30 protein-coding genes and 1 pseudogene are annotated in these 25,478 nt (G+C 67.9%); 10 read left to right on the top strand and 21 right to left on the bottom strand.

Annotated features, from left to right (window positions below; translation table 11 throughout):
- Positions 1-14: 14 nt before the first annotated feature.
- From ACIBO2_RS37055 to ACIBO2_RS37025, 7 genes are read right to left on the bottom strand one after another with little or no spacing between them, the layout of a single operon-like run.
- Positions 15-1,616: an FAD-dependent oxidoreductase gene (locus ACIBO2_RS37055; RefSeq protein ID WP_397303029.1), complete on the bottom strand. Its 1,602-nt coding sequence runs from the start codon at positions 1,614-1,616 to the stop codon at positions 15-17.
- Between the two features lie 21 nt (positions 1,617-1,637).
- Positions 1,638-2,663 carry a LacI family DNA-binding transcriptional regulator gene (locus ACIBO2_RS37050; protein ID WP_358545107.1) on the bottom strand — a complete coding sequence of 342 codons (1,026 nt, stop codon included), beginning with the start codon at positions 2,661-2,663 and terminating at the stop codon, positions 1,638-1,640.
- 25 nt (positions 2,664-2,688) lie between these two features.
- Positions 2,689-3,939 carry an enolase C-terminal domain-like protein gene (locus tag ACIBO2_RS37045; protein WP_358545105.1) on the bottom strand — a complete coding sequence of 417 codons (1,251 nt, stop codon included), beginning with the start codon at positions 3,937-3,939 and terminating at the stop codon, positions 2,689-2,691.
- Between the two features lie 5 nt (positions 3,940-3,944).
- Entirely contained in the window at positions 3,945-4,790 is an 846-nt protein-coding gene (locus tag ACIBO2_RS37040; RefSeq protein ID WP_358545103.1) for an NAD(P)-dependent oxidoreductase, read from the bottom strand.
- Complete coding sequence (locus tag ACIBO2_RS37035; protein ID WP_358545101.1) at positions 4,787-5,626, bottom strand: carbohydrate ABC transporter permease; 840 nt, start codon at positions 5,624-5,626, stop codon at positions 4,787-4,789. Before ACIBO2_RS37035 ends, ACIBO2_RS37040 begins: the two co-directional genes overlap by 4 nt.
- A 5-nt stretch (positions 5,627-5,631) precedes the next feature.
- Positions 5,632-6,498 carry a sugar ABC transporter permease gene (locus ACIBO2_RS37030; RefSeq protein WP_358545099.1) on the bottom strand — a complete coding sequence of 289 codons (867 nt, stop codon included), beginning with the start codon at positions 6,496-6,498 and terminating at the stop codon, positions 5,632-5,634.
- A complete protein-coding gene (locus tag ACIBO2_RS37025; RefSeq protein ID WP_358545097.1) occupies positions 6,495-7,874 on the bottom strand; it encodes an extracellular solute-binding protein in 1,380 nt (459 codons plus the stop codon). The genes ACIBO2_RS37030 and ACIBO2_RS37025 overlap by 4 nt, the downstream gene beginning before the upstream one ends.
- Before the next feature lie 171 nt (positions 7,875-8,045).
- Between ACIBO2_RS37025 and ACIBO2_RS37020 the strand changes: the two genes are divergently transcribed.
- Positions 8,046-10,334, top strand: a complete 2,289-nt coding sequence (locus tag ACIBO2_RS37020; protein WP_358545095.1) for a hypothetical protein — start codon at positions 8,046-8,048, stop codon at positions 10,332-10,334.
- 55 nt (positions 10,335-10,389) lie between these two features.
- On the opposite strand, the gene ACIBO2_RS37015 is transcribed toward ACIBO2_RS37020, so the two are convergent.
- From ACIBO2_RS37015 to ACIBO2_RS36995, 5 genes and pseudogenes are all read right to left on the bottom strand, one after another.
- Positions 10,390-10,833, bottom strand: a complete 444-nt coding sequence (locus ACIBO2_RS37015; RefSeq protein WP_358545094.1) for a hypothetical protein — start codon at positions 10,831-10,833, stop codon at positions 10,390-10,392.
- A gap of 208 nt (positions 10,834-11,041) precedes the next feature.
- A complete protein-coding gene (locus ACIBO2_RS37010; protein WP_358545092.1) occupies positions 11,042-11,932 on the bottom strand; it encodes a hypothetical protein in 891 nt (296 codons plus the stop codon).
- The gene (locus ACIBO2_RS37005; protein WP_358545091.1) at positions 11,929-12,222 is read right to left on the bottom strand and encodes a hypothetical protein; all 294 of its coding nucleotides are present in this window, start codon (positions 12,220-12,222) and stop codon (positions 11,929-11,931) included. Before ACIBO2_RS37005 ends, ACIBO2_RS37010 begins: the two co-directional genes overlap by 4 nt.
- Positions 12,219-12,500: a hypothetical protein gene (locus ACIBO2_RS37000; protein WP_358545090.1), complete on the bottom strand. Its 282-nt coding sequence runs from the start codon at positions 12,498-12,500 to the stop codon at positions 12,219-12,221. Before ACIBO2_RS37000 ends, ACIBO2_RS37005 begins: the two co-directional genes overlap by 4 nt.
- A 504-nt stretch (positions 12,501-13,004) precedes the next feature.
- Positions 13,005-13,343, bottom strand: a pseudogene (locus ACIBO2_RS36995) (transposase); the annotation flags it as partial.
- Positions 13,344-13,493: 150 nt separating this feature from the next.
- Here ACIBO2_RS36995 and ACIBO2_RS36990 point away from each other — a divergent pair.
- Entirely contained in the window at positions 13,494-14,054 is a 561-nt protein-coding gene (locus ACIBO2_RS36990; protein WP_397303021.1) for a helix-turn-helix domain-containing protein, read from the top strand.
- Between the two features lie 31 nt (positions 14,055-14,085).
- Here ACIBO2_RS36990 and ACIBO2_RS36985 read toward each other — a convergent pair whose 3' ends face one another.
- Positions 14,086-14,910 carry an SDR family oxidoreductase gene (locus ACIBO2_RS36985; protein WP_397303018.1) on the bottom strand — a complete coding sequence of 275 codons (825 nt, stop codon included), beginning with the start codon at positions 14,908-14,910 and terminating at the stop codon, positions 14,086-14,088.
- 79 nt (positions 14,911-14,989) lie between these two features.
- Complete coding sequence (locus ACIBO2_RS36980; RefSeq protein ID WP_357940420.1) at positions 14,990-15,361, bottom strand: DUF5997 family protein; 372 nt, start codon at positions 15,359-15,361, stop codon at positions 14,990-14,992.
- A 55-nt stretch (positions 15,362-15,416) separates the two neighbouring features.
- On the opposite strand from ACIBO2_RS36980, the gene ACIBO2_RS36975 reads away from it, so the two are divergent.
- Complete coding sequence (locus ACIBO2_RS36975) at positions 15,417-16,145, top strand: LysR family substrate-binding domain-containing protein (protein WP_397303015.1); 729 nt, start codon at positions 15,417-15,419, stop codon at positions 16,143-16,145.
- A 278-nt stretch (positions 16,146-16,423) separates the two neighbouring features.
- Positions 16,424-17,323, top strand: coding sequence for a potassium channel family protein (locus ACIBO2_RS36970; protein ID WP_397303012.1), 900 nt, complete (start codon positions 16,424-16,426; stop codon positions 17,321-17,323).
- A gap of 868 nt (positions 17,324-18,191) precedes the next feature.
- Here ACIBO2_RS36970 and ACIBO2_RS36965 read toward each other — a convergent pair.
- Complete coding sequence (locus ACIBO2_RS36965; RefSeq protein ID WP_358545076.1) at positions 18,192-18,323, bottom strand: hypothetical protein; 132 nt, start codon at positions 18,321-18,323, stop codon at positions 18,192-18,194.
- A 64-nt stretch (positions 18,324-18,387) separates the two neighbouring features.
- Here ACIBO2_RS36965 and ACIBO2_RS36960 point away from each other — a divergent pair, with 64 nt between their 5' ends.
- On the top strand, positions 18,388-19,842 hold the full coding sequence (locus ACIBO2_RS36960; protein ID WP_358545074.1) for a multicopper oxidase domain-containing protein: 1,455 nt from the start codon (positions 18,388-18,390) through the stop codon (positions 19,840-19,842).
- 24 nt (positions 19,843-19,866) lie between these two features.
- Positions 19,867-20,142, top strand: a complete 276-nt coding sequence (locus ACIBO2_RS36955; RefSeq protein ID WP_358545316.1) for a transposase — start codon at positions 19,867-19,869, stop codon at positions 20,140-20,142.
- Positions 20,143-20,188: 46 nt separating this feature from the next.
- Here ACIBO2_RS36955 and ACIBO2_RS36950 read toward each other — a convergent pair whose 3' ends face one another.
- Together ACIBO2_RS36950 and ACIBO2_RS36945 are read right to left on the bottom strand one after the other, a co-directional pair.
- On the bottom strand, positions 20,189-20,482 hold the full coding sequence (locus ACIBO2_RS36950; protein ID WP_358545073.1) for a hypothetical protein: 294 nt from the start codon (positions 20,480-20,482) through the stop codon (positions 20,189-20,191).
- Between the two features lie 210 nt (positions 20,483-20,692).
- Positions 20,693-21,118, bottom strand: a complete 426-nt coding sequence (locus ACIBO2_RS36945; protein WP_358545320.1) for a hypothetical protein — start codon at positions 21,116-21,118, stop codon at positions 20,693-20,695.
- On the opposite strand from ACIBO2_RS36945, the gene ACIBO2_RS36940 reads away from it, so the two are divergent.
- Positions 20,999-21,424, top strand: coding sequence for a hypothetical protein (locus ACIBO2_RS36940; protein WP_358545314.1), 426 nt, complete (start codon positions 20,999-21,001; stop codon positions 21,422-21,424). The genes ACIBO2_RS36945 and ACIBO2_RS36940 overlap by 120 nt on opposite strands.
- On the opposite strand, the gene ACIBO2_RS36935 is transcribed toward ACIBO2_RS36940, so the two are convergent.
- From ACIBO2_RS36935 to ACIBO2_RS36920, 4 genes are all read right to left on the bottom strand, one after another.
- The gene (locus ACIBO2_RS36935) at positions 21,360-21,836 is read right to left on the bottom strand and encodes an NUDIX hydrolase (RefSeq protein ID WP_358545071.1); all 477 of its coding nucleotides are present in this window, start codon (positions 21,834-21,836) and stop codon (positions 21,360-21,362) included. The genes ACIBO2_RS36940 and ACIBO2_RS36935 overlap by 65 nt on opposite strands.
- A gap of 30 nt (positions 21,837-21,866) precedes the next feature.
- Positions 21,867-22,784, bottom strand: coding sequence for an XRE family transcriptional regulator (locus tag ACIBO2_RS36930; protein ID WP_358545069.1), 918 nt, complete (start codon positions 22,782-22,784; stop codon positions 21,867-21,869).
- A gap of 67 nt (positions 22,785-22,851) precedes the next feature.
- A complete protein-coding gene (locus ACIBO2_RS36925; RefSeq protein ID WP_357944564.1) occupies positions 22,852-23,319 on the bottom strand; it encodes a signal peptidase II in 468 nt (155 codons plus the stop codon).
- Positions 23,320-23,475: 156 nt separating this feature from the next.
- A complete protein-coding gene (locus ACIBO2_RS36920; RefSeq protein WP_358545067.1) occupies positions 23,476-23,742 on the bottom strand; it encodes a hypothetical protein in 267 nt (88 codons plus the stop codon).
- 12 nt (positions 23,743-23,754) lie between these two features.
- On the opposite strand from ACIBO2_RS36920, the gene ACIBO2_RS36915 reads away from it, so the two are divergent.
- Genes ACIBO2_RS36915 through xerC form a run of 3 tightly spaced genes read left to right on the top strand, consistent with a single transcriptional unit; the run spans position 23,755 to position 25,474 of the window.
- Positions 23,755-24,096, top strand: a complete 342-nt coding sequence (locus ACIBO2_RS36915; protein ID WP_397303006.1) for a replication initiator — start codon at positions 23,755-23,757, stop codon at positions 24,094-24,096.
- Positions 24,093-24,293, top strand: a complete 201-nt coding sequence (locus ACIBO2_RS36910) for a helix-turn-helix domain-containing protein (RefSeq protein WP_397303003.1) — start codon at positions 24,093-24,095, stop codon at positions 24,291-24,293. Before ACIBO2_RS36915 ends, ACIBO2_RS36910 begins: the two co-directional genes overlap by 4 nt.
- On the top strand, positions 24,290-25,474 hold the full coding sequence (gene xerC / locus ACIBO2_RS36905; RefSeq protein ID WP_397303000.1) for a tyrosine recombinase XerC: 1,185 nt from the start codon (positions 24,290-24,292) through the stop codon (positions 25,472-25,474). The genes ACIBO2_RS36910 and xerC overlap by 4 nt, the downstream gene beginning before the upstream one ends.
- Positions 25,475-25,478: the final 4 nt, after the last annotated feature.

Below are 25,478 nucleotides of genomic sequence, written 5' to 3'. Positions count from 1 at the left end.
CGACAAAAACAGGGTCAGTAGCCCGCCGGTGCCGGCCAGTGGCGCTCGACCCCAATCTTGTCCAGCTCCCCGGTGAACTCTTCCAGCAGGGTCTCCTTCTCCCTGACCTCCTGCGGCTCCACCCCCCGGCGCAGGCAGTACGCGGCCAACTGGCCCGCGGCCTCACCCACGTTCCACTCCACCGGATGCAGGCGGAAACACCCGTTGGAGATGTGCGTGGTGCCGATGTTCTTGCCCGCGGGCAGCAGGTTGCGCATCCTGACCGGCAGCAACGCGCCGAGTGGGATCTCGAAGGGCACGCTGGCGATGTCGATGTAGTTGTCCCCGCCGGTCGACGGGTGCAGGTCGATGCGGTACGCGCCGACTCCGACGGAGTCATGGTGCCGCGCCGTGCCCCGGTCGCCGAGGATGGCCCTGGAGACGTGGTGTTCGGTGACGGTGGTGACCGCGCGAATGCGCCGCGATTCCCTGACATATGCGGACTTCGCCAGCCCGTCTGCGGTGCCGACCACGTCGTGGCGGAGCCGGAGCCCCGGGAAGCCGGTGCCGCCGTCAGGGCGGGGCGCTTCGGTCTGGAGCCAGTACAGCACCGACAACGACAACTGCTTGGCCTCCTTGTGCGCCAGCGCCGCCGTGTCGGCGTCGACCTCGATGATCGGGCGCAGCCAGTAGTCGTTCAGCGGCCAGTTGACCAACGTGATATCGGAGGCGGCGAAGCCGGGCTCGAACAGGTCCCGAGCGAGGATCCTGCGGAACATCCACAGGTCCTTGTCCCCTGATTGGGCACTCTGGTCGGCCAGCACCGCGCGGGGGTCACCGGTCGGGTTGGGGTCGAACCAGCGGGCTTCGGCCTCCAGGGTGCGCGGGTCCGGCGCGCTGAAGCCGAGCAGCGGTCCGGGCCAGAAGTCGGGCCGGTAATCGCGCCAGAATCCGTAGTCCGCGGGCCGGTCGATGACATGGTTCTCGCCGTCGTGATGGGAGACGGCGAAGCAGTAGGTGATGCCCTGCATGTTCAGCGGCTGGTACTCCTCCGGCGCGTGCGGCTCGTCGTACTCGTCGTGGGCCTCCGCGCCCGTGACGTACTCCGTCTTCGCCAGCGGCAGCAACTCGCCGGTCTCCGTCGCGTCGAGGACATAGGCGGCGGTGATGGTGCGCGAGTCGCCGGAGCGGAGGTCCAGCAGCGTGACGGCGCTGACGCGGTCACGGTCCACCTCGACCTCGACGGGGCGGTGTTCGAGGAGGACGCGCAGGCGCCCGGCGGCCACATGGGGAGCCAGCATGGCCTGCAGGACTGCCAGGGAGACGCGTGGTTCGTGGCACAACTTGCTGACATATCCGGCGCCGGGGTTCAGTTCGCGCCAGCGCTGTGCGCCGCCGGTCATGGGGTACCAGCGCCGGTAGTAGTCGCGGATGGAGCCGCGCACCTCACGATAGGTGGCGGTGGCTCCGTAACTCTCGATCCACGGGTGCTCGTCAGGGGGTACGGCCTGCGCGGTGAGCTGGCCGCCGATCCAGTCCGTCTCCTCGGTGAGGACGACGTCGTGGCCCGCGCGGCAGGCGGCCAGGGCCGCGGCGACGCCGCCGAGCCCACCGCCGACGATGAGAATGTCGGTCATGGGTGCTGCCTTTCGAGAGGGCTAGCGGGGAGGTGCCGCGGTCTCGCCCGGCTCCAGCTCGCAGGTCATGAGCTGGTGTCTGGGGACCGTACGGTCTCCCGCGATGAGTTTCGTGAGCAGCCGGACGGCCGCGGCCCCCATCTCGCGACGGGGTACGGCGAAGCCGGTCAGACCCGCCGGGCGGTCAGCGGGGTCGCCGAGCGTGGCCAGGGAGAGGTCGTCGGGGAAGCGGAGACCCGCGCCCTCGGCGGCCACCAGGAGGGCGCGGTGGGCGGCGTCGGTGTCGGTGGCCTCGGTGACCAGCGCGGTTATGCCCTGGTCACGCCAGGCCCGCAGCCGATCGGGCGTCAGGTCGGCGCCGCCGGTGCGGACCACCTCGGCGGCCAGCCCGCATTCGTCCATGCCGCGTCTGAAGCCCGCCTCCCTGTCGACGGAGGTGATCGCCTCGTCGGCTTCGCGTACGTACAGGATGCGCCCATGCCCCAGCCCCGCCAGGTGCCGCACCACGGCGGCGCCGGCGGAGACGTAGTCGGCGCCGACGTAGGGCAGGCGGTCGCCGAACTCGTCATGCCGCCCTATATAGACGACGGGCAGATCGGTGGCCAGCAGGCGGTCCATCTCCGGCACGGGCAGGTGCCTGCCCAGGAACAGGCAGCCGTCGGCCAGGCGTACCCGGTTGAGCACCTGGGCGTGCGGGCGCTCGCCCGTGACGCTGGAGGCGATGAACATCAGCAGGTCGTAGCCCTGCGCCGCCGACTCCTCCTCGATACCTACCAGGAACGGGTAGTAGGCGTGCGACATCTCCGTGGGGAAGGTCGAGGTGAAGGTGTAGAGGCCGAGCAGGTTGTTCTGACCGGCCGCCAGGCGGGTGGCGATCGGGTCGGGCACGTACCCGAGCTGCTCGGCGGCCGCCATGACCTTGCGCTGGGTCTCCTCGGCGATGCCCATGGCGGCGGCGCCGCCGCCGAGGATCAGCGACACGGTCGGCTGTGAGACGCCGGCCAGGCGAGCGATGTCCGCCTGACGAGGACGACCGCTGGGTCTCATGGCATATCCCCCAAGAAGTAGTAGATCACGGAGCTTCGAGCCCGCCGTCGGGCCTGCGCACCCGCGCGGCCCACCGCTCGTGCAGGTGTGTCTCCGGCGGGTATCGCCTGGCGGCGCCCTCATCGAGGTCGATGCCCCAGCCGGGCCGGTCGGAGGGGGTGATGTAGCCGTTCACCGTCCGCAACGTGCCCGGGAAGACCTCGTGCACGGTCTCCGGGTAGACGTGCGCCTCCTGGATCCCGAACGCGGGGCTGGTGACATCGAGCGTGACGTTGGCCGCCGCGCCCACCGGCGACACGTCCGGCGGCCCGTGCCAGGCCGTCCGTACGCCGGTCAGCTCGCACAGCGCGGCGAGCTTGCGCACGGGCGTCAGCCCGCCGACGGCTGAGACGTGCAGGCGCAGGTAGTCGACGCCACCGGAGGTGATGAGCCGCGCCGCGTCGGTCACCGAGGAGACCAGCTCGCCGGAGGCGATCGGCATCGGCGCCGCCGCCCGCACCTCGGGCAGCCGGTCGAAGTGCTCGGGCGCGAGCGGGTCCTCCAAGAAGAACAGCCCGTACGGCTCCAGCGACCGCGCGAGCACGACGGCCTCCTTCGGCGTGAGCCGGTTGTGCGCGTCGTGCAGCAGGCCGAGCTCGTCACCGAGGACCTCGCGGGCGCGCTCGAACAGCTTCGGCGTGCTCCGCAGGTAGTGGCCGACATCCCAGCCGTCGGGGTGGGGGCTGCCCGGATATCCGCCGGGCGTGCCGACGCCGCCGTACGTGCCGAGCCCCGGCCCGCCCGCCTGCAGCCGTACGTAGCGGTAGCCCTGCTCGGCGAGCGCGGCGGCCCGCTCGATCGACTCCTCGACCTCGCCACCGCGAGCCCCGGTGTAGACGGCGGCGGCCGCTCTGACCCGCCCGCCCAGCAGCTCGTACACCGGCACCCCGAAACGCTTGCCGGCGATGTCCCACAACGCCTGGTCGATGCCGGACAGCGCGTTGTTGTGCACCGGCCCGCCTCGCCAGTACGAGGAGTAGTGCAGCATCCGGCCGATGTCCTCGATGTCGGCGGGGTGCCGGCCGATGACCATGGGCGCGATGTGCTGCTCGATCGCGGCGACCACGGCGTGGAAGCGCTGGGTGAAGGTGGCGCAGCCCAGGCCGTACAGGCCGGGTTCTGAGGTGTCGATCCGCACGACGACGAGCGGGACCCCGCCCGGCGCGGTGACGATCGTGCGTACACCGGTGATGCGCAGCCCGTCCCTGGCCTGCCACGGCGCCTGCGTCTCCGGCATGATCATTATTGTCGCTCCTCTGGAAACGGATGCAAGGCGGTGAACCCGAGCAGCCGTCTGGCCGGTTCGAGATCGATGGCCACCGTCCTGCCGGGCAACGCCGTACGGCACGGCACGCCGGGGTGGTGTGCCGCGAGCAGTTCCTCGGTGGGCGTCGTCATGAGCGTGTCGGACGCGGCGACGAAGATGACCGGCGCGCCGGTCATCGGGGCCGTCAGCCCGAGCAGGCAGGCCCGCGCGGCGTCGCGCAGGTCGAGATAGCTCCACATCTCTGAGGCCCCGGCCGCGGGATCCCCGGCCAGTCGCTCGGCGCGCGCGGCGAGCCTGTCCTGGTCGCCGAGGAAGGGGAAGCGCAGCGCGGCGACGGTCATACCGTGCCGCCGGTGCATCATCGCCGCCGTGGCCTCGTCCACCTGCTTGGACAGCGCGTACGGATCCTCGATCAGCAACGGCACCCACTCGTCCAGCGGCAGATACGGCGGGCTCGGGCGCGACCTGGCGAACGGCAGGCCGGTGATCGACAGGCTGCTGGCGATCACCGCCCGCCGTACTCCCTGCTCCCCCGCCTCGTTCAGCACCACGAACGTCGCCTGCGTGTTGGCCGCGAACACCACCTCGGGCGCCGCCACCTCGGGCGAGGCCAGCGCCGCCGTGTGAATGACGGCGTCGGCCCCGTCGAGGGCCGCGCGGACGGCGGCCGGGTCGCGGGCGTCGCCCACGACGACCCGCTCCGCCGCCAGTGGGCCGGGATCCCGCTCGACGAGCGCGGTCACAGCGATGTCGCGCGCGGCGAGCTCTGCCAGTACGGCGGAGCCGAGGCGGCCGGCCGCGCCGGTGACCAGGACCCTCATCCCTTCAACCCCGTGAAGGCGATGCCCCGGATGATCTGCCGCTGGAACAGCAGGAACACCAGGACCGGCGGGATGATCGCGATCAGCATCCCGGCGATGAGCAGGGCCTGGTCGGAGGTGTCGGCCAGCCGGGGCAGGGCCACCGCCAGCGGCTGGCTCTCGGTGTCGGTGATGGCGATCATGGGCCAGAGGAAGTCCTTCCACGCGTTCATGACAGCCAGCAGTGATACCACGGCCAAGATCGGCCGCGACATCGGCAGCACCACCCGGGTGAAGATCCGCCACGGCCCGGCGCCGTCGAGGCGCGCCGCCTCGAACAGCTCCTTGGGTATGCCGTCGAAGAACTGCTTGACCAGCAGGACGTTGAAGGCGTGCGCCCCGGCGGGCAGCCACACCGCCAGCGGGGTGTTGGCGATGGACAGGTCCAGGACGGTCAGATAAAGCGAGACCATCGAGACCGTGCCGGGCAGGAACAGCGTCGCCAGGACCGCGCCGTAGACGTACTTGCCGTAGGAGGGCCGCAGGACCGACAGCGCGTACGCGCCGGTCGTCGCGACGAACAGCTGGGTGAACCAGGAACCGGCGACGAGCACGACGGTGTTCGTCAGGTAGTGGCCGACCTCCAGGGTCGTCCACGCCTCCGCCAGGTTCGACCAGCGAACGTCCGCCGGCCACAGGGCCAGCGGGCTGCGCAGGGACTCCTGGGTGGAGGAGATCGCGCCCTTGAAGATCCAGTAGATCGGCCCGGCGCCCTCCAAGAGCAGGGCCACGATGAGCAGCACCTGGGTGGTGCCCAGTCCGAGGCGCATCCCGCGCCGTTCGGTCTCGGAGATCACTCCCCTCACTTCGTCCCCCAAGTTCTGGTGAGCCGCAGGTACACGGCCGACAGCACGGCCAGCACCACGGCCAGGCTCACGCTCAACGCCGCCGCCGTGCCGTAGTCGCCGTTGACGAACGCGTACCTGTAGATCAGCAGCAGCACCGTGACCGTCGAGTCCTCCGGCCCGCCGTCGGTCAGCACGAACGGCTCGGTGAACACCTGGAAGGTGTTGATCACCTGGAGCAGCAGCATGATCAACAGGATGGGCCGCAGCTGCGGCAGTGTCACGTGCCACAACCTGCGCCACACCGACGCGCCGTCCAGCTCGGCCGCCTCGTACAGCTCGGTGGGCACGCTGGACAGCGCGGCCAGGTAGATGAGCACGGCGCCGCCGGCGCCCGCCCAGGTCGCCTCCAGGACCAGGCTCGGCATCGCCATGCCCGTGGACTGCAGCCAGGGGTACGGTCCCAGCCCGACCAATCCGAGCAACTGGTTGAACAGGCCGGAGTCCGGGTCGTAGAACCACTTCCACATCAGCACGGCCACCACCGGCGGCACCACCACCGGCAGGTAGACCAGCACCCGCATCAGCCCGGAGCCGCGCCGCAGCTCCGACATCAGCACCGCCAGGAAGATCGGCAGCGGGAAGCCGATCACCAGGGCCAGGCCGGTGAACAGCAACGTGTTGCGCACCGCCAGGCCCAGCAGGGGGTCGGCGAGCAGGGTGCGGAAGTTGTCCAGGCCCGCGAACGTCGCCGCCTCGACCAGATTGGTCCGCTGGAAGCCGAGCACCACGCTGCGGATGATCGGCCACCACGAGAACAGGCCGAAGACCAGCACCGTCGGGATGAGGAACAGCGCGGCCGCGACGCCTTTGCCCCGGGTCACTGTGCTTTCTCAAGCAGCGGGGCGACTCTGGCCGCCGCCTTGGCCAGCTCGTCGCGCGGGTCGGCGTCCTTGCGGGTCAGCACGGCCTGCACGGCGGTGTCGAGGGCGCCGTACAGGTCCTGGGCGGCGACCGGGGGCTCGACGACGTACTCCAGCTTGTCGGTGTCCTTCACGTAGGGCGCGAAGTTCGCGACCGGGATGTTGGCGTGCTTGGCGATCGCGGTGTTCACCGGGCCCGCCACCGACGTGCCGTAGAACGGCAGCGTGGGCAGGCCGACGGCCAGTTTGTCCGCCGCGTTGGCCACGGCCAGCTGCTCGGCGGCGGCCGGGTCGTAGTTGGGCTTGAGGTAGTAGAAGTCGATCCACTTCACCGCGGCGGCTCGCTGCGCGGCGGTGGCCTTGGCGTTGACGGCCGCCACCAGCCCGCCCAGCAGCGTCGCCTTGCCCGCGCCCTGCTGCGGCAGCGCCGCGATGCCGAAGTCGTCAGGTTTGCCGGAGTAGAGGGTGGTGTAGCGGTTGTAGCTGTTCACGGTGCCGATCAGCATGCCGATCTTGCCGGCCGCGAAGTCGCGCTCCGCGTCCTGCTGGGTACGCAGCTGGTTGGCGCCCATGGAGTCGTCCTGCCAGCGCATCGCGGACAGGTGCCGCAGTGCCTGCTCGGCCGGGCCGTCCAGGAGCGCGGAGACGTACTTGTCGCCCTCTTGCTTGACGCCCCCCTGCTTCTCCATCCGCCCGCCGAAGGAGTAGGTCATCGCGGTCAGGATCCAGCCGCCGGTGTTCTTGACCGTCATCTGCGTGTAGCCGGCCACTCCCGTCCCGGCGATCTTCTTGGCCGCCGCCCTGACCTCGTCCCACGTGGCCGGCGGCTGGTCGGGGTCGAGCCCTGCCTTGGCGAACAGGGCGCGGTTGTAGACCAGGCCCAGGGCGTACTCGGTGACGGGCAGGCCGTAGACCTTGCCGTCCGCGCCGGTCGCGGGGGCCAGCGCGCGGGGGTCGAAGTCCCCGGCGTGCGGCAGGCTCTTGATCTCGGCGCTGAGGTCGGCGACCTGGCGCCGGGCGATGAGCCCCGGCGGCTCGGTGAGCGGCACGGTCAGCACCGTCTCCGCGTTTCCGCCGGCCAGCCTGGTAGCGAACGTCCTGGCGTCCCACTGCGTGTCGGTCGGCTTGATCTTGATGGTGGGGTTGGCCTTCTCGAACGCGGCCACCGCGTCGAGGAACTGCTTGCGGGTCTTGGCGGCGGTGGTGGGAGGCATGCCCGCCACGGTGATCGTGGTCGTGCCCGAGTCCTCACCCGACGAGCCGGACGCGCAGCCCGCCGTCGCGGCGGCGAGCACGAGCGCCCCCGCCATCCACTTCCTGGAGGCTGATACATCCATGGCTGCTCCTCTACCTAATGCGGATTAGGTGGCATCTAATCCGCATTAGGAGGAGGTGTCAAGGCGTTACCGCCAGATTACGTGATGCGCACAGATCACCCTTGACACTCTCGTTCGGGCCGTACTACACATCTCCCTAATCCGCATTAGGTCGACAGGGAAGAGATCTTCATGTCTGACATCCCCCGACGCCGCTTCCTCGGCGGAGCCGTAGCCGCCGGGCTCGCGGGAGCGCTGCTCCCCACGGCACCGGCCCAGGCCGACACCCCTTCGATCTCCGCCGACGGCATCACGCTGACCGCCGGCACCGACGGCGGCATCACCGTCCGCGACGGCGGCGGCGTCGAGCGGATCAGGCTCACCGGGTTCATGACCAAGGACTCCGTCACCGGCATCCAGCGCACCACCGGCGGAACGCCGTCGCTCGTCACGCTCCCGGACGGCACGCAGGCCATCCAGGTCGACTACACGCTCCCCAGCGCGGCCGGGGGAATCACCGTCCGCGGCGTCTTCGGCGTCGCGGCGCACCGGGCGAAGCTGCGCTGGGAGGTCGGCGGCTCGACCACGCTGATCCCGGCCGGCTTCATGCTCGGCCGCGCCGTCGTCTCGCCCTCGGCGCCCGAGTCGTTCGCCGCGCTGACGACGTGGAACCGGGACGCCGGGGGCGGAGTGCCGTACGAAACCAATGCCGGGGTCGTCTACCAGGAGACCTGGGCCGACACCCGCGCCTACTTCCGGCTGGCCACCACCACCCCGGCCTGGACCAACGCCACCTGGATCCACGCGCCGGGCACCGGGACCGCCAGCGCGGCCGTGACGGAGGCCGACCTCGTGCTCGGCTCGATGCGACCGGCCGCGGGCGGCACCATGGGCGCGGGCCTGCCCCTCGGCGTGGAGGTGTGGACCGACCAGCCCTTCTCCCTCTGGGACGCCGGCGGCCAGGCCATGGCCCTGCACGCGGAGGTGGCCAACGGCGGAAGCGCCGCCCGCAGCGTGAAGCTGACGTGGTGGGCGCGCGACTTCGACGGCAAGACGCTGGCCGGCGGCAGCGTGACCGGCACGGTCGCGGCGGGCGCCGCCTGGAGGCAGACCTTCACCGTCACCTCGCCACCTCGCGGGATCGTGTTCACCGAGGTACGCGCCACCGCGGGCACCGACAGCGCGTTCGCCCGCACCAACCTCGCCGTCCTGCCGCCGCACACCTATCAGGCCGGCGCCGACAGCATGTTCGGCATCGCCAACTACCCCTGGCTGCTCAAGCCCGACACCGCCGCCGTCGTGGGATTGATGAAGCGCATAGGCATCCAGCGCGTCCGCATCTCCTACGACGGCGGGCCGGGCCTGCCGCCCGCCGCCCTCGACGCGGCGGGGATCAGTCACAACATCGAACTCGCCGGGATCCCGCTGGGCGGAACGGCCGCCGAGGTCGCCGCCTGGGCCGACACGAACACGCAGAAGGCGATCGGGTCGGGTGCCGACTACTTCGAGGTCGCCAACGAGGTGAACAAGCCGTGGATGAGCGGCGAGACCGCCGCCGCCTACGTAAGGGATGGATTACGCCCGGTACGCGACCGGCTGACCGCCGCGGGCGCGCCCACCAAGGTGCTCAACGCCGGCCTGGCCGGCATGGATCACATCTGGACCAAGAACTTCCACGACGCCGGCGGCTGGGACCTCATCGACGGGTTCGCCTTCCACCCGGGCCGGGGCAACTTCACACCGGACTACGCGCCGCCTCCTGAGGAGTGGACGCAGGGCAACAACGGCTCCTACTGGAACTTCCTCGGCGGCCTGCGCAAGGCCCGCGAGACGATCGCGGAGTACGGGCACAAGGAGTTGTGGATGACCGAGGCCTACGCCTGCACGAAGCCGAACAGCTGGTGGCACGACACCTACCGGCAGGCCGCGGAGAACGTCCTGCTCACCCTGGCGCTGGCCATGGCCGAGGGGGTGAAGTGCGTGAACTGGTACCAGCTGCACGACAGCGTCCTCGGCAAGCCGCAGATGGCCGACCCGGCCAACCCCGAGTACCACTACGGGCTCATGAACCGCGACCTCAGCGCCAAGCCGTCCATGCTCGCCTACGCCACGGCCGCGCAGGTGCTGGACCGGGCGACGTTCGTCCGCTGGCTGAAGCCGGCCGACCCCGACCTGAAGGGACTGCTGTTCGACACGCCGGAAGGACCTGTCTCGATCCTGTGGAGCAGGAAGGACGGGTACCTGCTCAACACCGATCACGCGCCGGGCGCCACGTGGTTCGCCGCGCCGGAACCGTGGGTGGACGACTGGCCGACCAAGACGGAGCTGAAGGTGGCCGCCGCCGGGCGTTCGGTGCGGGAGCTCGACTGCCTCGGCAGGGAACGGCTGCTCACCACCGACGACGGCAAGGTCAAGGTCCGGCTGGACGGCGCCCCACGCGTCTACTACGGCCTGACGGCGGCCCCTGACCAGCTGCCCTGAGGCCTTCGGCGGCGGTCCCGGCTCTGGTCAAGGAACCGGGACCGCCGCTGACCACCTAGACGAGATTCTCGAAGATCAGCCTCAGGTCGTGCTCGACCTGGCCCATCAGGGTGGCGTCGTTGATCTGGTCGTCGGCGTAGTGGGCCTTGGCACTCTTCTGCTTGCCGTCACCGTCGAGCAACGTCTGGGTCATGGTGAAGCCGCCGTCGTCGTCCACTTCGTAGAAGACGTGGTTCTTGCCCTTCCGGTCCACGGTGAAGTGACAGTAGGTCCAGGACGAGCCGCTCGGGTCCATCGTCGGCTTCTTCGTGATCGTGAGGTGCGCGTTGTAGACCTGACCGTCCAGCTTCACCGTGAAGCCGTCCAGGAACAGCCACGTGCCGGCCTTGCCCTTGTCCCAGTAGTTGTAGCTGGGCTTGCCGAACTCTATGACGTTCAGCCCGATCTTCTTGTACGCGATGCTTTCCCAGTTCTTGATCGTCGTGCTTACCTCTGGCATGGGGTCCCCCAGTTTTGAATGAGATCGACTTCCCCCGAGTCGCCCTCATCCTCACCGCACAAAATAGCTCGCCAATTGCCGAATAATTGCAATGGCCGCGTGGCGATAAATTTCACACCCTCGCCTTGGCGGTAAATTATTGCGCGCGCGATCCGAGCAGGGAAATGCACCAGAAATCGGCGTAACGGCCGCCATGGCGGCCGGCCCGCTAGATCCCGAGTACCATACGGATGACGTCGCGATCCTTCTCCTTTTCGGCTTCGGAGAGCAGTTCGTAGGGGCGGCGCTGCTCTTCGGGGGCCCAGTCCCGGTTGCGGACGAGCCACTTGTCGTGCACCACCGAGCTCGCCTCCTCCATGAACCGCTCGCTTCTGACGTCCACGCCGCTCGTCCGCGCCTCATCGACGAGCTGTACCCCGATGCGCGCGGACTCCTGGTTCTCGCGCTTCCAGTCGGCTGGCAGGTCGCGATAGCGCGTGTTAGCTATGTCGACCTGGTCGGTGTCGTGCTTCTTGATCCAGGCCGGGTCGCTGGTGGTCTTCACCCTCGGCTCATACGTGCCGCCGGGCAGCTTGCGCGGAGCGCGCCACGCGTCGTGGAAGCGGTCGGCGACTTTGTCGACCCTGCGGTTAGTCAGGGTCGTGGACATGCCGCGCATCAACGCCCCGAGGCGGGCCGTGATCTCGCGCAGCCTGCCAGAGACTCTGGCGGCGATGGCTCTCAGCCGGGGCAGCAGGTGGGGCGCGTACGCGACGGCCGCCACAGCGAGGGCGGCCAGCCCGGCCAGCAGACCGCCCACCCAGACCAGCGTTTCCCTGGCGACTCGCAATATGCCGGCCACGTTGGAGAGGCGGTCGGCGAGGTCGCCCGCGGTGAGGGCGATGCCGTCGCGGCCGTTCACATGGTCATCCACCGCGTCGGCGGCTGGCCCGCTGTTTGCCCCGGCCAGCCGGTGGGCGCGTCCGCTCTCCGCGGCGAGTTCCCGGTGATGGGCGGCCGCCGCGTCCAGATCGGCGATGTGCCTGTCGACGCCGTCCAGGTCGGGCAGTGGCGGGACGCCGAGCAGCGCCAGCCCGGCTGCCAATGCCTGTTCCGTCACACGTCCCGCCCACGCGAGTTGGCGAGTTCTGTGCTCGTATTGATGGCGGCCATGGCGACCTGTCCCGTTCCGGCCTGGTCGAGCGAGCCGGACAGCCCTTCGCAAGCGGTGCGGAGGCCGGACGTGAGCTCGTGGTAGCCGACCGAGAACTCCTCGTACGGCAGCGGCGTCTCGCCTCGGCCCCACCCTCCGGCGAGCCCGGGGTACTCGTCGGCCAGCGCGCCGAACGCCCGGCCCGAGGCGGCCCGCCCGCTGGCGTCGATCGTGATCCCGGTCGAGATCTCGGTCATTCCGTGATCCTCCTGAGAGTGTCGTCAAGCCTGCTGTTCACATAATCGAAGTCCCTGTCCGCCTGAGCCTCCAACTCGTCCAGCCGCTGGAGGAGTGCGTCGAGGCCGGGGGAGTCCCGGGGCGGCTGCTCGTGCCCACGCTGCGCGGCCCGCACGACCTCCACAACCCGTCTGGCCAGCTCCGTCGAGCCGAGCCGCATGGCCCGCGGGTCGATGTGGAGGGCGGCCAGCAGCCCGTCCTCGCCCACCTCCGCCGTCACCGGCTCGTCCACCTGCACCTCCGCAAATTATGATCTTCGAGAGTCTATCCACCCGCACCACCGCCGAAGTCGACCGCGTCCAGCGTCGCCGTACCCGCTGATCCCCACGCCATCGGGTAGACCACCGGGTCACGAGCTATTCCACACCAGTAGCACCTGATCATCGTTGGGTCGGGCTCGACTCGTTACCTGGCCTTCAGCAGATCGACCCGATACCGCGTGAGCTCCGGCGCGGAACCTTCGGCCTCCTCGGTGCAGGCGATCAGGAACGGCGCCGCATCGCCCCCGCCCTCGACGACGAACCCGTCATGGCGTTCGCTGAACTCCCGCCGTCCCGCTTTGCGAGCACCGTCCGGATAACCTCAGCGCCCCGATCTCGCACGTCCACATGGGCCGACGGCCCGCACGCCGTACCTGACCTCCGGTTTGTCGTCGCTCACGGACCGCACCGTCAGCGAACCGAGACCTCGATCACAGAGTCTCTATATCACCACAGGCCGGCGCTATATCAGTGGGAAATTTCTTCATTGCTACCGGGACCCCTTGGCTGGGGAGAGGCACGTTGGTGGAGTTCTTCACACTCTGGGCGTCCATCACGTACGCGGTTGGTTCGGCTTTGTTTGGCACGGGCCAGGCCGGTCAGCTCGTAGTTGAGCTGGGCGAAGATTTACTCGTCCAGCCAGCCTGCGTAGTAGGCGTAGACGGCGCTGTACGACGGACAGGTATTTCCAGGCGATTCCCGTTTGGTTGATATACAGGATCGCGTTGAAGACGTCCCACAATTCACCCGAGGCGGGCTGGCCAGTCGATGCTTGGCGCCAGGCGGTTAAGTTCGATTAACGCCCAGCGGGCGTCGGACAGGTCGCTCGGGTACGGCTTCGCTCGCTCATGGCGGAGCTGCTACCCGAGTGGTCTTCGCCTGGTTGGGAGCCTCATACGCCAATCGAAGGCGAGCATCACGATGACGATCGTCAGGGGGATTACACAGGCGGAGATGGACGGTGCCAGCAGATGCGCCGCCACGCTCATCACCTGCAGGAGGCCGCAGCCGGCCATGAAGAACACCTCGCCGACCCGGTCGGCGCTGTACCGGGCGCGGGCATCGGCGCCGCCGAGAGCCCCAACCGATCCTGGCGACAAGCCCGCACCGCCCTCCGCTTCACCACCCCACGCCAGCCGGTCGTCCACCACGACGACCTGGGCGCGCTGGCGCTCCTGGCCGAGATACCTCAGAACGCCTCGCGCGACAACACCGACGTGACCGCGATCGCCGCACTGGCCTCCGGTCATCCGGAAGATCTGGAGACGCTGGACGCCTACTGCGCCACCGGCTCCCTGCGCCGGGCCGCCGACCTGCTCCACCTGCACCACAGCAGCGTCGCCCGCCGACTCGAACAGCTCGGCAAGACCCTGGACATCGAACTCACCGAGCCCACCGGCCTGATCCGGGCCAGACTCGCCCTCATCGCACGCCTTCCAGACCTCGCCTTTCAGGCTGACGTCGCGATCACCGCTGCCCGCCACCCAGAAACCAGCCGTCACCGGAGGGTTGACCGTCACCCGGGCGATTGACCATCGTCCGGCGGTTGACCATCACCGAAAACTAGCCGCCACCCAGAAATTGCCGGGCGCCGCGCAGCTTGGTGTGCAGCCGCTGCTGAGTCATGGCACAGTCCAAGCGCACGTCTAGAGGACCGGGCAACTTGGTGTCCCCCCGCCGACCCGAAGGCAACTGGTCCGCGTCCAGGCCATCGCGGCGAGCGATGAGCACCCCAAGCTCGTACCGGCTCACCGCATCGGCTCCAGCGACATGATGGACACCGCGATACTCAGCTGCGGCAAGTTCCAGGAGCGCCGCGGCAAGGTCACGTACATGCACGGGGCACCGCACGTCATCGGTGAACAGCACTCCTCCCGCCCTCCCGGTGGCCAGTGCATGCACCAGGGCCTCGTGCGGAGAACCGCCGTCGCCGATGATCAAGGATGTCCGGGCTATCACCGCGGTCGGCACGATCGCGTTCACCGCCGTCTCCGCGGCGGCTTTGGCCGCGCCGTACGGACTGATCGGGTCTGGGAGGCACGTCTCGTCATAACGAATCGCCGCGCCGGAGAAGACCGCGTCGCTGGACACATGGACGAGACACCCACCGACCAGGGAGACAGCGAGAGCCACATTAACGGCGCCGATCGCGGTGGTCGTCCAATCCGCCTGCCGGTACGCGGCGTTGATGACCACCTCAGGCCGGAAGGCGCCGATCAGCACCTCGACGTCCTCCCGCCGGCGCACATCGAGCGGCACCCACTCAACGCCGAGGATCTCCCCGGACTGGGTCAGATACGTCGCGGCAATCTCGTGCCCCGCCAGCGAACACTGCCGAGCCAGCTCACGCCCGAGAAACCCACTACCACCGACGACGAGGATCCTCACGGCCGGTCACCCTAGCCGATCAGCCACTCCCAGACGCCCGCCGGACGCACAAGAGCCCGTACCCCCAAAGGGAAATTGTCTAGCGTTGCTTGAGGCGGAGTGCTTCTTTGCGAGCCTCGGCCTGGACGGACCGCTCGCGCTCCAGCCACGCGGGGTTCTCCGCCTTCAGCGCATCGATCTCGGCGGTGGTGAGCGGCTCGGTGATCCCGCCTCTGGTCAGGCCGGAAATGGAGACCCCGAGCTTCGCGGCGACGACCTGCTTCGGATGCGGGCCGTTGCGGCGCAGGTCAGCGAGCCAGGCGGGTGGCGTCGACTGCAGCTCGTTCAGCTCGTCCCTGGAGACGACACCCGCCTGGAACTCGGCGGGAGTGGCCGAAAGGAGGACACCCAGCTTCTTGGCCGCGGTCTCGGGCTTCATCGTCTGGATGCTCTTCGATTTGGACGAGGTCATGGCGCCAAGCGTAGTCAGTCGGAACGGGTTCCCCTGACATCGGTAGTCTGTGGAAGTGACTGATGGGGAGACCGGCAGGGTGTTCCGGCTGGCGTACGTGCCTGGGGTAACGCCCGCGAAGTGGGTCAACGTCTGGACCGAGAGGATGCCCGACGTGCCGATCACCCTCGTCTCGGTTCCCGCCGCCGAGGTGGTGGCACTCCTGCGGGACGGCGGCGCCGACGCCGGATTCGTCCGGCTGCCGATCGACCGTGACGGGCTCAGCGTGATTCCTCTCTACGTGGAGACCACGGTGGTAGTGGCGCCCAAGGACCACGCGGTGACGGCCGCCGACGAGGTAGCCCTTACAGACCTGACCGACGACGAGGTGCTGCACCCTCTGGACGACACCATCGAGTGGACCGACCGGCCCGGGCTACCCGCGTTCACCCGCCCACCCACAACGGCGAACGCGGTCGAGCTGGTAGCGGCCGGCACTGGGCTGCTCCTGGTCCCGCAGTCACTGGCACGCCTCTACCACCGCAAGGACCTCACATACCGGCCGGTGCCGGACGCGCCGCAGTCTCAGGTAGCGCTGGCCTGGCCCAAGGACGCGACCACGGACTTGGTGGAAGACTTCATCGGCATCGTCCGCGGCCGCACAGTGAACAGCTCACGAGGCCGTACCCCCGCCTCCCCCGCGGAGAAACCGGCACAGCGACAGGCGCAGAAACCCGCCAAGAGTGGCTCCGGCCGCCGGACTGTACCGGCCGGCCGCAAAAGGAAAGGCAACCGCCCTCGGTGACCTGCGTCCCCGTGACCTGGTGAGAGGCCCAGCCATCCGGCGATCTCCTCCAGGCTCATGCCGACACGCTGCCCCTCGCCGTCATCGATCTCGTGGACGCGTACTCGTTCTGCCACTCGGACAGGCTGGTCACACCTGCGATACGGCGAGTCTGCGTTCACCAGCGGTGCCTGCGGCCTAGGCTCCAAGCGCGGCCCGGCTCGGGCGGCAGATCACCCCGGCCTTGGCTGCACGGGTCGCCTCGCCGCTCCACACGACACTCACCGCGGGAGAGATGAATGGGGTGGTTGGTCTCGCTGCTCGGGGCCACGCTCATCATGGCCGCCCTACGAGATCTTTTCCACACGCTCTGGCACCCCACCCGCCATGGAGGTCTTAGCCGGCTCGTCATGGCTGCGTTGTGGAGGCTGGCCCGGCATCTCCGAGCGCGCAGGCGTGTGGTGGGGCTCGTCGGGCCGCTCGCCATGGTCACGGTGGTCGGCATGTGGGCCGTCACCATCATCCTGGGCTGGGCCATCGTCTACTGGCCCCACATGCCGGAGGCGTTCGCCTTCGCACCCGGTTCCGGACTGTCGCAGGAGCCGGAGCTGCTCGACTCCGTCTATCTGTCGCTCGTCATGGTGGCCACCCTCGGGCTCGGAGACATCGTGCCCGCCGAAGGCTGGCTCCGCGTGGTCTCACCCCTGGAAGCCGTCATCGGCTTCGTCCTCCTGACGGCCACCGTCTCCTGGGTGCTGGAGATCTATCCGACGCTGACTCGCCGACGGGTGCTCGCGATCCGATTGGCGCTGCTGTACCGCTCTGACCCATCCATGCAGCAGCTCGACTGCGCTGCAGGTGCGTCATTGCTGGCAAGCCTGGCCACCGAGGTGGTACGCGTCCGTATCGACTTCACCCAGTACGCCGAGGCGTACTACTTCCATGATGGTGAGGACCACTCGTCTCTGGCGGCCACGATCGGCTATGCCACTCACCTCGCCCAGCGCGGGCAGGCAGCCCGACGGGCAGATGTGCGTCTGATGGCCGCTCTGCTCGCTGGTGCGCTGGAAGACCTTGCCACCATCCTTGACCAGCGTTTCCTCCACACGGATGGAACACCCGCTGAGGTATTCGCCGCGTACGCGGCCGACCACGGCCGCCACGAGTCGGCGGATGACAATGTCGGTGCCCGGCGCTGAAGCGCGATAGGCCACCAATTCCCATAGCGTCTCAATTACCCGTGCGATGACCAGCCGTTCTATACCGGCCGCGGCATGATTACGCCAGATGACGGCGAGGTTGCGAGACCGTTCGGTCGTTGTACGAGTCCCCTTTCCGAAGGGCCGGCACGAGACGAGGTCATCCACGTCGACCACAGCGGGCGAGATGTCTCTTGCGATCAACTGACCGAAGATCTCTCCTGCCACGGAGGTTTTGCCGACCCCAACAGGTCACCGTCCTCGCACAGGCGGAACAGAACGGCGACCGCATGCGGGCTGGGAGCAAGACGACTTCGCGGTCTACGTCTGGCGATCCATCCGGCGGAAGGGCGACACCAAGACAGTCAAGTCTCGTAGGTCGCTCACGTTCCCCCGGCGTTGCGTGGACGCGCCGCGCCTGCCACCTGCCCAAAATCAGATCAGCGACGCGGCCCGACGATCAGCGGCCGCCACCCAAAGTTCTGCGGAACTAGGGACATGCTCGCGTCTACGGGGGAAGTACTTTGCTCAACACGACAGCGCATCCACAGGTCAGGCGACCTGCCAAACGTCCGCTACGGGTGAGTCTGGTGGTGGGGCTCACCAGCGTGGCGATGGCGGGCACCGGGTCACCGGTCTGGGCCGGACCACCAGTTGCCGCCGGACTCTCGACCCGGCAGGCCGCACAGCCATCCACACCATGCGGCCCGTCTCCGGAGGTGGAGTTCTACCAGGATGAGGTCCCGCAGCCAAAGGTGGCGACGCCTGACAACACTCGCTACGGCCATGACCATTACACCCTCACCGCCCACGTGGGTAGGCATTCGTTCTCTCCAGCGAACGACTGGCCTGAGGTAACCACACTGGGTTACAGCGCTTCCAGTGGCAGAGGCAGAGGCGACAGTAGCAGCAGCAGCGCCAGTAGTAGCAGTAGCAGCAGCGGTAGCAGCAGCTCCAGCAGTAGTGCCAGCAGCAGCGCCGACGGCGGCAACGGTGGCAATGGCGGTGGCAATGGCGGTGGCGGTGGCGGTGGCGGTGGCGGTGGCGGTGGCGGTGGCGTCGAGATGGACTTCCTCGGCCCGACGATCGTCACGCGAGAGAACCGGCCGGTCGACGTGAAGGTGATCAACGCCTTGCCGGCGGCGGGAACCCAGATATTCCCGTTCGACCAGCCGAACAACGACAACAGGCTCACCCTGCACCGTCACGGCGGCCTGCAGCGGCCAGAAAGCGACGGAGCACCCGCCCCCATCGGAGTGGAAGTCCCACCCGGCGGCTCGCAGACCCAGCACTATCCGAACAACCAGGCCGCAGCACCCCTGTGGTACCACGATCACATTGACGCGCAGACCTCGTACCACGCGTACGAGGGGCTGGCAGGGTTCATCCCCAACACCGACCGGCGGGAGCGCCAATTCGGCCTGCCCACCGGCGCCTTCGCCAAGGCTTACGTGCTGCAGGACAAGTCCTTCAACGCCGACAGGACGCTGTGCTACACCCACGCCGATCCCGAATTCTTCGGCGACCTCCCCGTGGTCAACGGTATCGTCGCGCCGAAGCAGACGGTGGAACCGCGCCGGTACACCTTTACCTTCATCAATGGGTCAGATTCCCGCTTCTACCGCCTGAGCCTGCGGCAAACCAGCGGCTCGACGGCCTCTGCTCCCAAGATGACCGTGGTGGCCGGTGACTCGGGCTACCTGCTTCACCCCGCTGTGGTCACCGAGCTGCTTGTCGCCCCCGGCGAACGGTACAAGGTGGTCATCGACTTCACCGGCCACCGTTCACAGAACTGGGTGCTGGCCAACAACGCTCCGGCGCCCTTCGGCGCGCTGGATGGCGTCGATCCCACCGGGGCTGGGATTCCGCAGCTCATGCGGTTCGACGTCGGCCCTTCGACCCGCTGGCCAGACCGCTCCCGAGTTCCGCATACGCTGCCGGAGACCAACAACCAGCTCCCACCCGCCGCCCTCCTCGCCAAAGCCAGACTGCGGACCGTGCAGGCCGGTGAGGTCATCCCCGGCGCCCCGCAGCTCGGGGACAAGGTCGAGTTGCTGAACTACGGGCCGGCCGACACGGCCACCGAGACACCGCGGCTGAACTCGACCGAGGCATGGGCCATGCGCAACCACAGCCCAGACGCTCATCCGATCCATCTGCATCTCGTCGAAATGCGGCTGATCGGCCGTTGGCCCGTCACCGAGTGGAGCGACCCCGACCCTGACACCGGCAACCAGGTACCGTTGGAGATCGGACAGTTCGTGCCACCGGCTCCTTACGAAAGCGGCCCGAAGGAAACGTTCGTGTCCCCGCCCGACTTCATCACCGTCTGGGCGACCAAGTTCACCGTCGGTGGGTCATCCGTCTGGCACTGCCACATCATGTCCCACGAGGACGGAGCGAGCACGGGCGGCGCAATCGAGATGATGCGGCCGCTGGTGATCGGCAACAAGCCGCAAACCCAACTGCCGCTGGTCCACGACCAGGTCCAACTCGACGAGTTGATACGCCGGCCATAGAAAGAAACCCGGTGGCCCTCCAGCCTGGAGGCCACCGGGTTCTCCCAGTCTCACGACGCGCTACAAAGTGAGGCGCCCAGAAAATTCCGGACAGTCGGCTACATAAGGCGACAGAAGCCTGGAAGAGGTAGGTGCGCGACGAGGCGTCGTAGACAGTTCTCGCCGGAGTTCGAGGAAGAAGCCGTCCCCATGGTGCTGGAGGGTGAGCGGACGGTCGCGTCGGTTGCGCACGAGCTCGGGATCAACGCGAGCACTCTGGACAGCTGGGTGAACCGGCATCGGATCGCGGCTGATCACTGACTACGAGATTCCCGACGATCTGATCGCTGCCCAGCGCGCCTGTTGATCAGGGGATGTACACCTCGTAGTAGAAGCCCGCCGGATAAGGGCCACCTCCGCGGAACCAGTGGCAGTAGGCGAGCCCGGTGTATTGACCGTTCTGCGCAGCGTCCTGGAAGGCGATGTCGCAGTCGGCCAGGGTCGAGTAGGGGCCCTGCAGGTACCAGTCCGGGCTCGGCCAGCCCGCGGCGGCCACGGCCGCGCTGATCTGGGTGGCGGCGAAAGCGGGTGCGGTACTAGCCAGGACACTGATGCCCAGCGCCACGGCGAGTACAGCGGCAGGTAATCGGCGGATCTTCATTGTGGGTGACTCCTCACATTCGGGAAGGAGAACACCTTCAGATGAGCACCGGCTACGAGCAATCGTCAAGAGCAACAGTCAATGCCTGTGGATCGGCTTGGGTGCTGTTGAGTCAGTGAGGCGGCACCTGTACGGAGTGTTACAACGGCGAGGCCCGTCGGACACGCCGAAGCAGCATCTCCCATCATGGTTGTTGTGGACGAAGAGCGCCTAGCCGGCGGAAACAATGCGTTGGAGGTCGTGCGCGTTGGCGACACGGTGCGCCGCGCTCGCGATCGGGGCGCTGCATTCGCCTCCCGGGTGCTGGCCTACCTGGAGTCCTTCGGCTACCCGCATGCGCCGCACTACCTCGGCATCGACGAACACGGCCGGGACATACTGAGTTTCATCCCGGGGAACACCACCGACCATCCCACGCAGCGAGCACCCGGCGCATACGCCCTCGGAAGCCGGATGCTCCGAGACCTGCACGAGGCGACCGCCGGACACGCCCTGGCAGCCGCCGCCGAGTGCGTCATCCATGGCGATCCCGGCCCGTTCAACACCATCTTTCAAAAGGGCCTGCCAGTGGCACTCATCGACTGGTCGTCGTGCCGCCCCGGCAACCGACTCGATCGCCGACGCGATGAATTCCAAGATCGCCCAGGACACCGATGGACCCTCCAGCGCAGGCTAATGGCACGAAGCCCCGTTTCCATGATCGGAGACGGGGCTTTTCCGCAGGTGGGCGGTACTGGGTTCGAACCAGTGACCCCTCGCTTGCAAGGCTCGCCGCGAGAGGGTGGGACCTCGGGTGATTCGGGGTCACACCTCGGCGAACGTTCCGCCATGTTCCTCGACCGTCCACGCTCGTCCTGGGCCGTTGTCACTCAGATAGTCACTCAGTGGGAACGGCCTGGCCGTGCTCCAGATAGACGGTCCTGCCAAGCTCGCGTGCAGTAGTGGCGGCATTGACGCGACGAGCAAGCCGCTCGATCAACAGCCCGTCCAGTTCCTCGACGGGATGAAACTCGTAGGCGCTCAGCTCGTTGTCCACGAACCTGATCTGCTTGAGCAACTCGCCGTCCAAGGTGCCTCCGTCGAACACGAACAGGACCTTGTCGCCCTCCTTAGGGAGAGGCGCCCAATCGACCACGAGGAGGCGACCGATGGCCGGCTGAATGCCCAGCTCCTCTTGCACCTCTCGAATGCACGCCTCGTACGGGGTCTCCCCCGGCTCGACGTACCCGCCCGGGATGTCCATGGAGGGCTTGTACGTAGGACGGACGAGAAGCACACGGCCACTGTTATCGAAGAACAGCGCACCGGCGGCGGCACGGGCCTGGGCGAACGGCGGAGCCTCCTGATCGTTCACAGCCCCGACCTTACGCCACAGGGACTGCCTTCACACGATGTGCAGTCGCCGGGCGAGAGCTGAGAGCTGGAAACTGGGTTTGCCCTTCTGCCTTCTAATCCACGACATCGTGAGCTGGCGGCTGAGGTAGTGATGGCGCACCTGCTCGGGAGCGATGGTCTCGGCCTCCAACAGCGCGGCCATCGCGTCGTCGGTACGGTTCCATAGGCTCAAGGCATGCGCCACGGCCAGGCCATGACGAGCGCGACGGTCGATCGGAAGCCCGCTGGTATCCAGCTTCGGCCCGAGTTCCACAGCCACCCGGATGTCTCCCAGCTCGATTGCCGTGGCCACCTGATGGATACGGACGTTCGTCGGCCCGAACGCGGTCCAGACATGGTTGGCGTCACCGCCGAGCCGCACCGCCGCTTCCTGTGCCTCAGCGAGGAACGCGCGTGTCGTGCTGCGGTCGTCGTCTCGCGCCGCCGCCATCGACCCGGCGAGGTACAGCGTGCCGTACACCGAAACCAGCTCAGCCGTAGCGTGCGGGAGGTCAGGAGACAGCAGGTCGGCGGCGTCCATCGTGAGCTGCTTGGCTGCCTCGTAACGGCCGTTGGACAGAAGGGCGTGGGTTACGGAGCGAAGCAATGAGGCCGTCACGAGCTGATCACCGGATTGCCGTGCGAAGGACAGTCCCCGCTCAGCGGCGATCCACGCGAGATCAGCCTCACCCACCTTGGTCAGGATGCTGGCAGCGGCATGGTAGACCTGCCCGAGCACTCCCGATGCGGACATGCGCGCGTCACCGTTCGCTGCGCGCGCAGCATGATGCGCCTCCCCCAGGAGTCCGGGCAGAGTCCGTATAACGTAGCCGTACCGGGCTCCCTGGTACGCCCGCCACACCTCGGCAAGGGCACGTCGCAGGTCGGCCTGACCGGAGGGTTCCGCGTTCTCCACGAGGCCGGCCATCGTGCAACCGAACCACCACTGCACACCAGCTCAGACCGGCTCAGTCACTCGAAGTGAAACAGGGAGGCTAGGCCGATTGTTCGCCCGGCACCTTAGCGAGTTGCACACCACGCAGGCTGAGCAGCACCAACCCAGCGCACCCGCAGACGAGCGCGATGTCGGCGACGTTACCCACGAACGGGCCGTAGTCGATGAAGTCCACAACATGCCCGCGGCCCAGGCCGGGCTCGCGGAAGAGTCGGTCGCCCAGGTGGGATACCGCACCGCCGAGCAGCACGCCCAGCACGAGCGCCCAGCCCGCCGAGGCCAGTCGGCGTGCGGTGTAGAGAATGCCGACCACTGCCGCTGCCGTTGCCAGGGTGAACACCCATGTCGCCTCGATGCCTATGGAGAACGCGGCGCCAGGGTTGTACAGCAGCCGGAAGTAGATCAGAGGCGGGATCACGGCGACGCGCTCGCTGTCGGACAGCGCGGAGACCGCCCACAGTTTGGTGAGCTGGTCCGCGAGCAGGACTACCGCCGCCAGTATGAGCATCACGCCGTACAGTCGGCTTGAACCCCGCGCCAACCGCATCATCATGGCCTCCGTGCGTAGCGATATCCGAACCAAGATTCCCTGAGACTATCGGCCCCTTCGCCGTGGCAAAGTGCATGTTGCCGCCGTGGGGCAATCGGCTGAGCTCGTGGCTTGTCAGGCAGCCTTGGCCGGGTATTCGGTCCACTGACGGATCGATGACTCGGGCGCGAAGCGGGTCTTCGGCTCGGCCCGGCTGTTCCGCCAGCGGATGTAGGCGGCGATGGCGGCGTTCTGCTCGTCGTGGGTGCGATGATCGGTGCCGTTCAGCGCGAAGTAGCGCAGGGCTGCGAACTCGGATTCGATCCAGTTCAGCCAGGATCCGTAGGTCGGCGGGAAGACCAGCTCGACGTCGTTAGCTTTGATGCCTTGCCCGTCACTCACCACGCGCGGCGCATGATCCGCACCTGCTGGGACCTCGGCGGACGCCCTGAGTTCAAGGCGCTGCGACTCCGCCCATGGGCGCACATGCTCGGCTTTCGCGGCCACTTCTCCAGCAAGAGCCGTGCCTACTCCCTCAACCTCACCGACCCGCGCAACGCTCGTGCCGCCCACCGCGCGGCCGAAGCCCGCGAGCGTCACGGCCTGCCCGCCCTCGGCGACGCCACCACGCTCGTCCTGGGCCACTGGCGCTTCGCCGGAATCGGCTACACCCCGGGCGAAGCGATCATGGCCGAACACATCCGCCAGCGTGTCCAGACCGCCTGCAAGATCGCGGCAGAGCAGGCGGATGAATGACCCCACCTCTACCCGCCCACGACCGGCGGCTCTACCGCGTCTGCGAGGCCATGCATCTGCTCAGCCTCAGTCGAAGCGTGATCTATGAACTCATCCGCTCAGGACGCCTCCGCTCCGTGACTCAGGGGCGGACCCGGCTCGTCCCCGCCTCAGCCATAGAGGACTACATCTCCCTACTCGAACAGGAGGCTTCATGACCGAACGACGCAGTCGAGGAGACGGCGGCCTGCACCGGGACGAGACGCGGCAACGCTGGATCGCCTCGGTGACGGTCGGCTACACCCCGGCTGGCAAGCGCATCGTCAAGAAGGCCAGCGGCAAGACCAAGACCGAAGCCAAGGCCAAGCCCAAAGAGATCGTCCGCGACCATGAGGACGGCCTGGCCATCGCGCCCACCAACTACACGGTGGCCGATGCCGTCCGCTACTGGCTTCAGCACGGCCTCGGCGGGCGTTCCCCCGCGACCGTCAAGATGTGCAACACCTACGCCGACACGCACGTGATCCCCGCCCTCGGTGCTCGCAAGCTGCGGGATCTGTCTGTGGAAGACGTCGACAAGTGGCTGACCAGCAAGACGGGCGAGCTGGGCACCCGGTCGCTCAAGCTCATCCACGGCATCCTCAACCGGGCGGTCAAGAGCGCGATGCGTCGCGACAAGGTGAAGCGCAACGTCGTGGATCTCTGCGACATCCCGGAGGGACGCGCGGGTCGTCCGTCGAAGGCCCTGACGCTGGCTCAAGCTCTCGCCGTCCTCACGCAGGCAGAGACGAGCGGCGAGCGCATGCGGGCCTACATCGTCCTCTCGCTCCTGATCGGCGCTCGGACGGAGGAACTGAGGGCGCTGCTCTGGTCGCACGTCGTGGCTTACGACGAGGCTCGGGCCGCGTGGCTCCCGGTGGGGGAGATGGGCTGGGAGCACGAGGAGTTCGCGATCTACGTCTGGCGGTCCGGCCGGCAGAAGGGCGACACGAAGACGGTGAAGTCCCGCCGGTCGCTCAAGCTCCCACGGCGCTGCGTGGATGCGCTGCGCCTGCTCAAGGAAGCCCAAGAGATCGTTCAGGAGAAGGCGGGGGACCGCTGGAAGGGTACGGATCTCGTGTTCTGCACGCGGACCGGCACGCCTGTCACGGCCCACAACGTACGGCGTGACTTCCGGAAGGTCGTGGAGGCGGCAGGGCTCACCGGACGGGAGTGGTCGCCTCGCGAGTTGCGGCACAGCTTTGTGTCCGTGCTGTCAGACTCCGGCGTCCCCATCGAGGACATCTCGCGCCTGGTCGGGCACTCCAACACGGTGGTCACCGAGACGGTCTACCGGCACCAGATCCGGCCTGTGATCATGCAAGGAGCTGCGGCGATGGACAAGATCTTTGGGAGTTAGTCAC

This window comes from Nonomuraea sp. NPDC050022 (assembly GCF_044460705.1).
Lineage (GTDB): Bacteria > Actinomycetota > Actinomycetes > Streptosporangiales > Streptosporangiaceae > Nonomuraea.
Note: the sequence above shows the minus strand (reverse complement) of the source record. Positions and strands in the feature narration are given on the sequence as shown.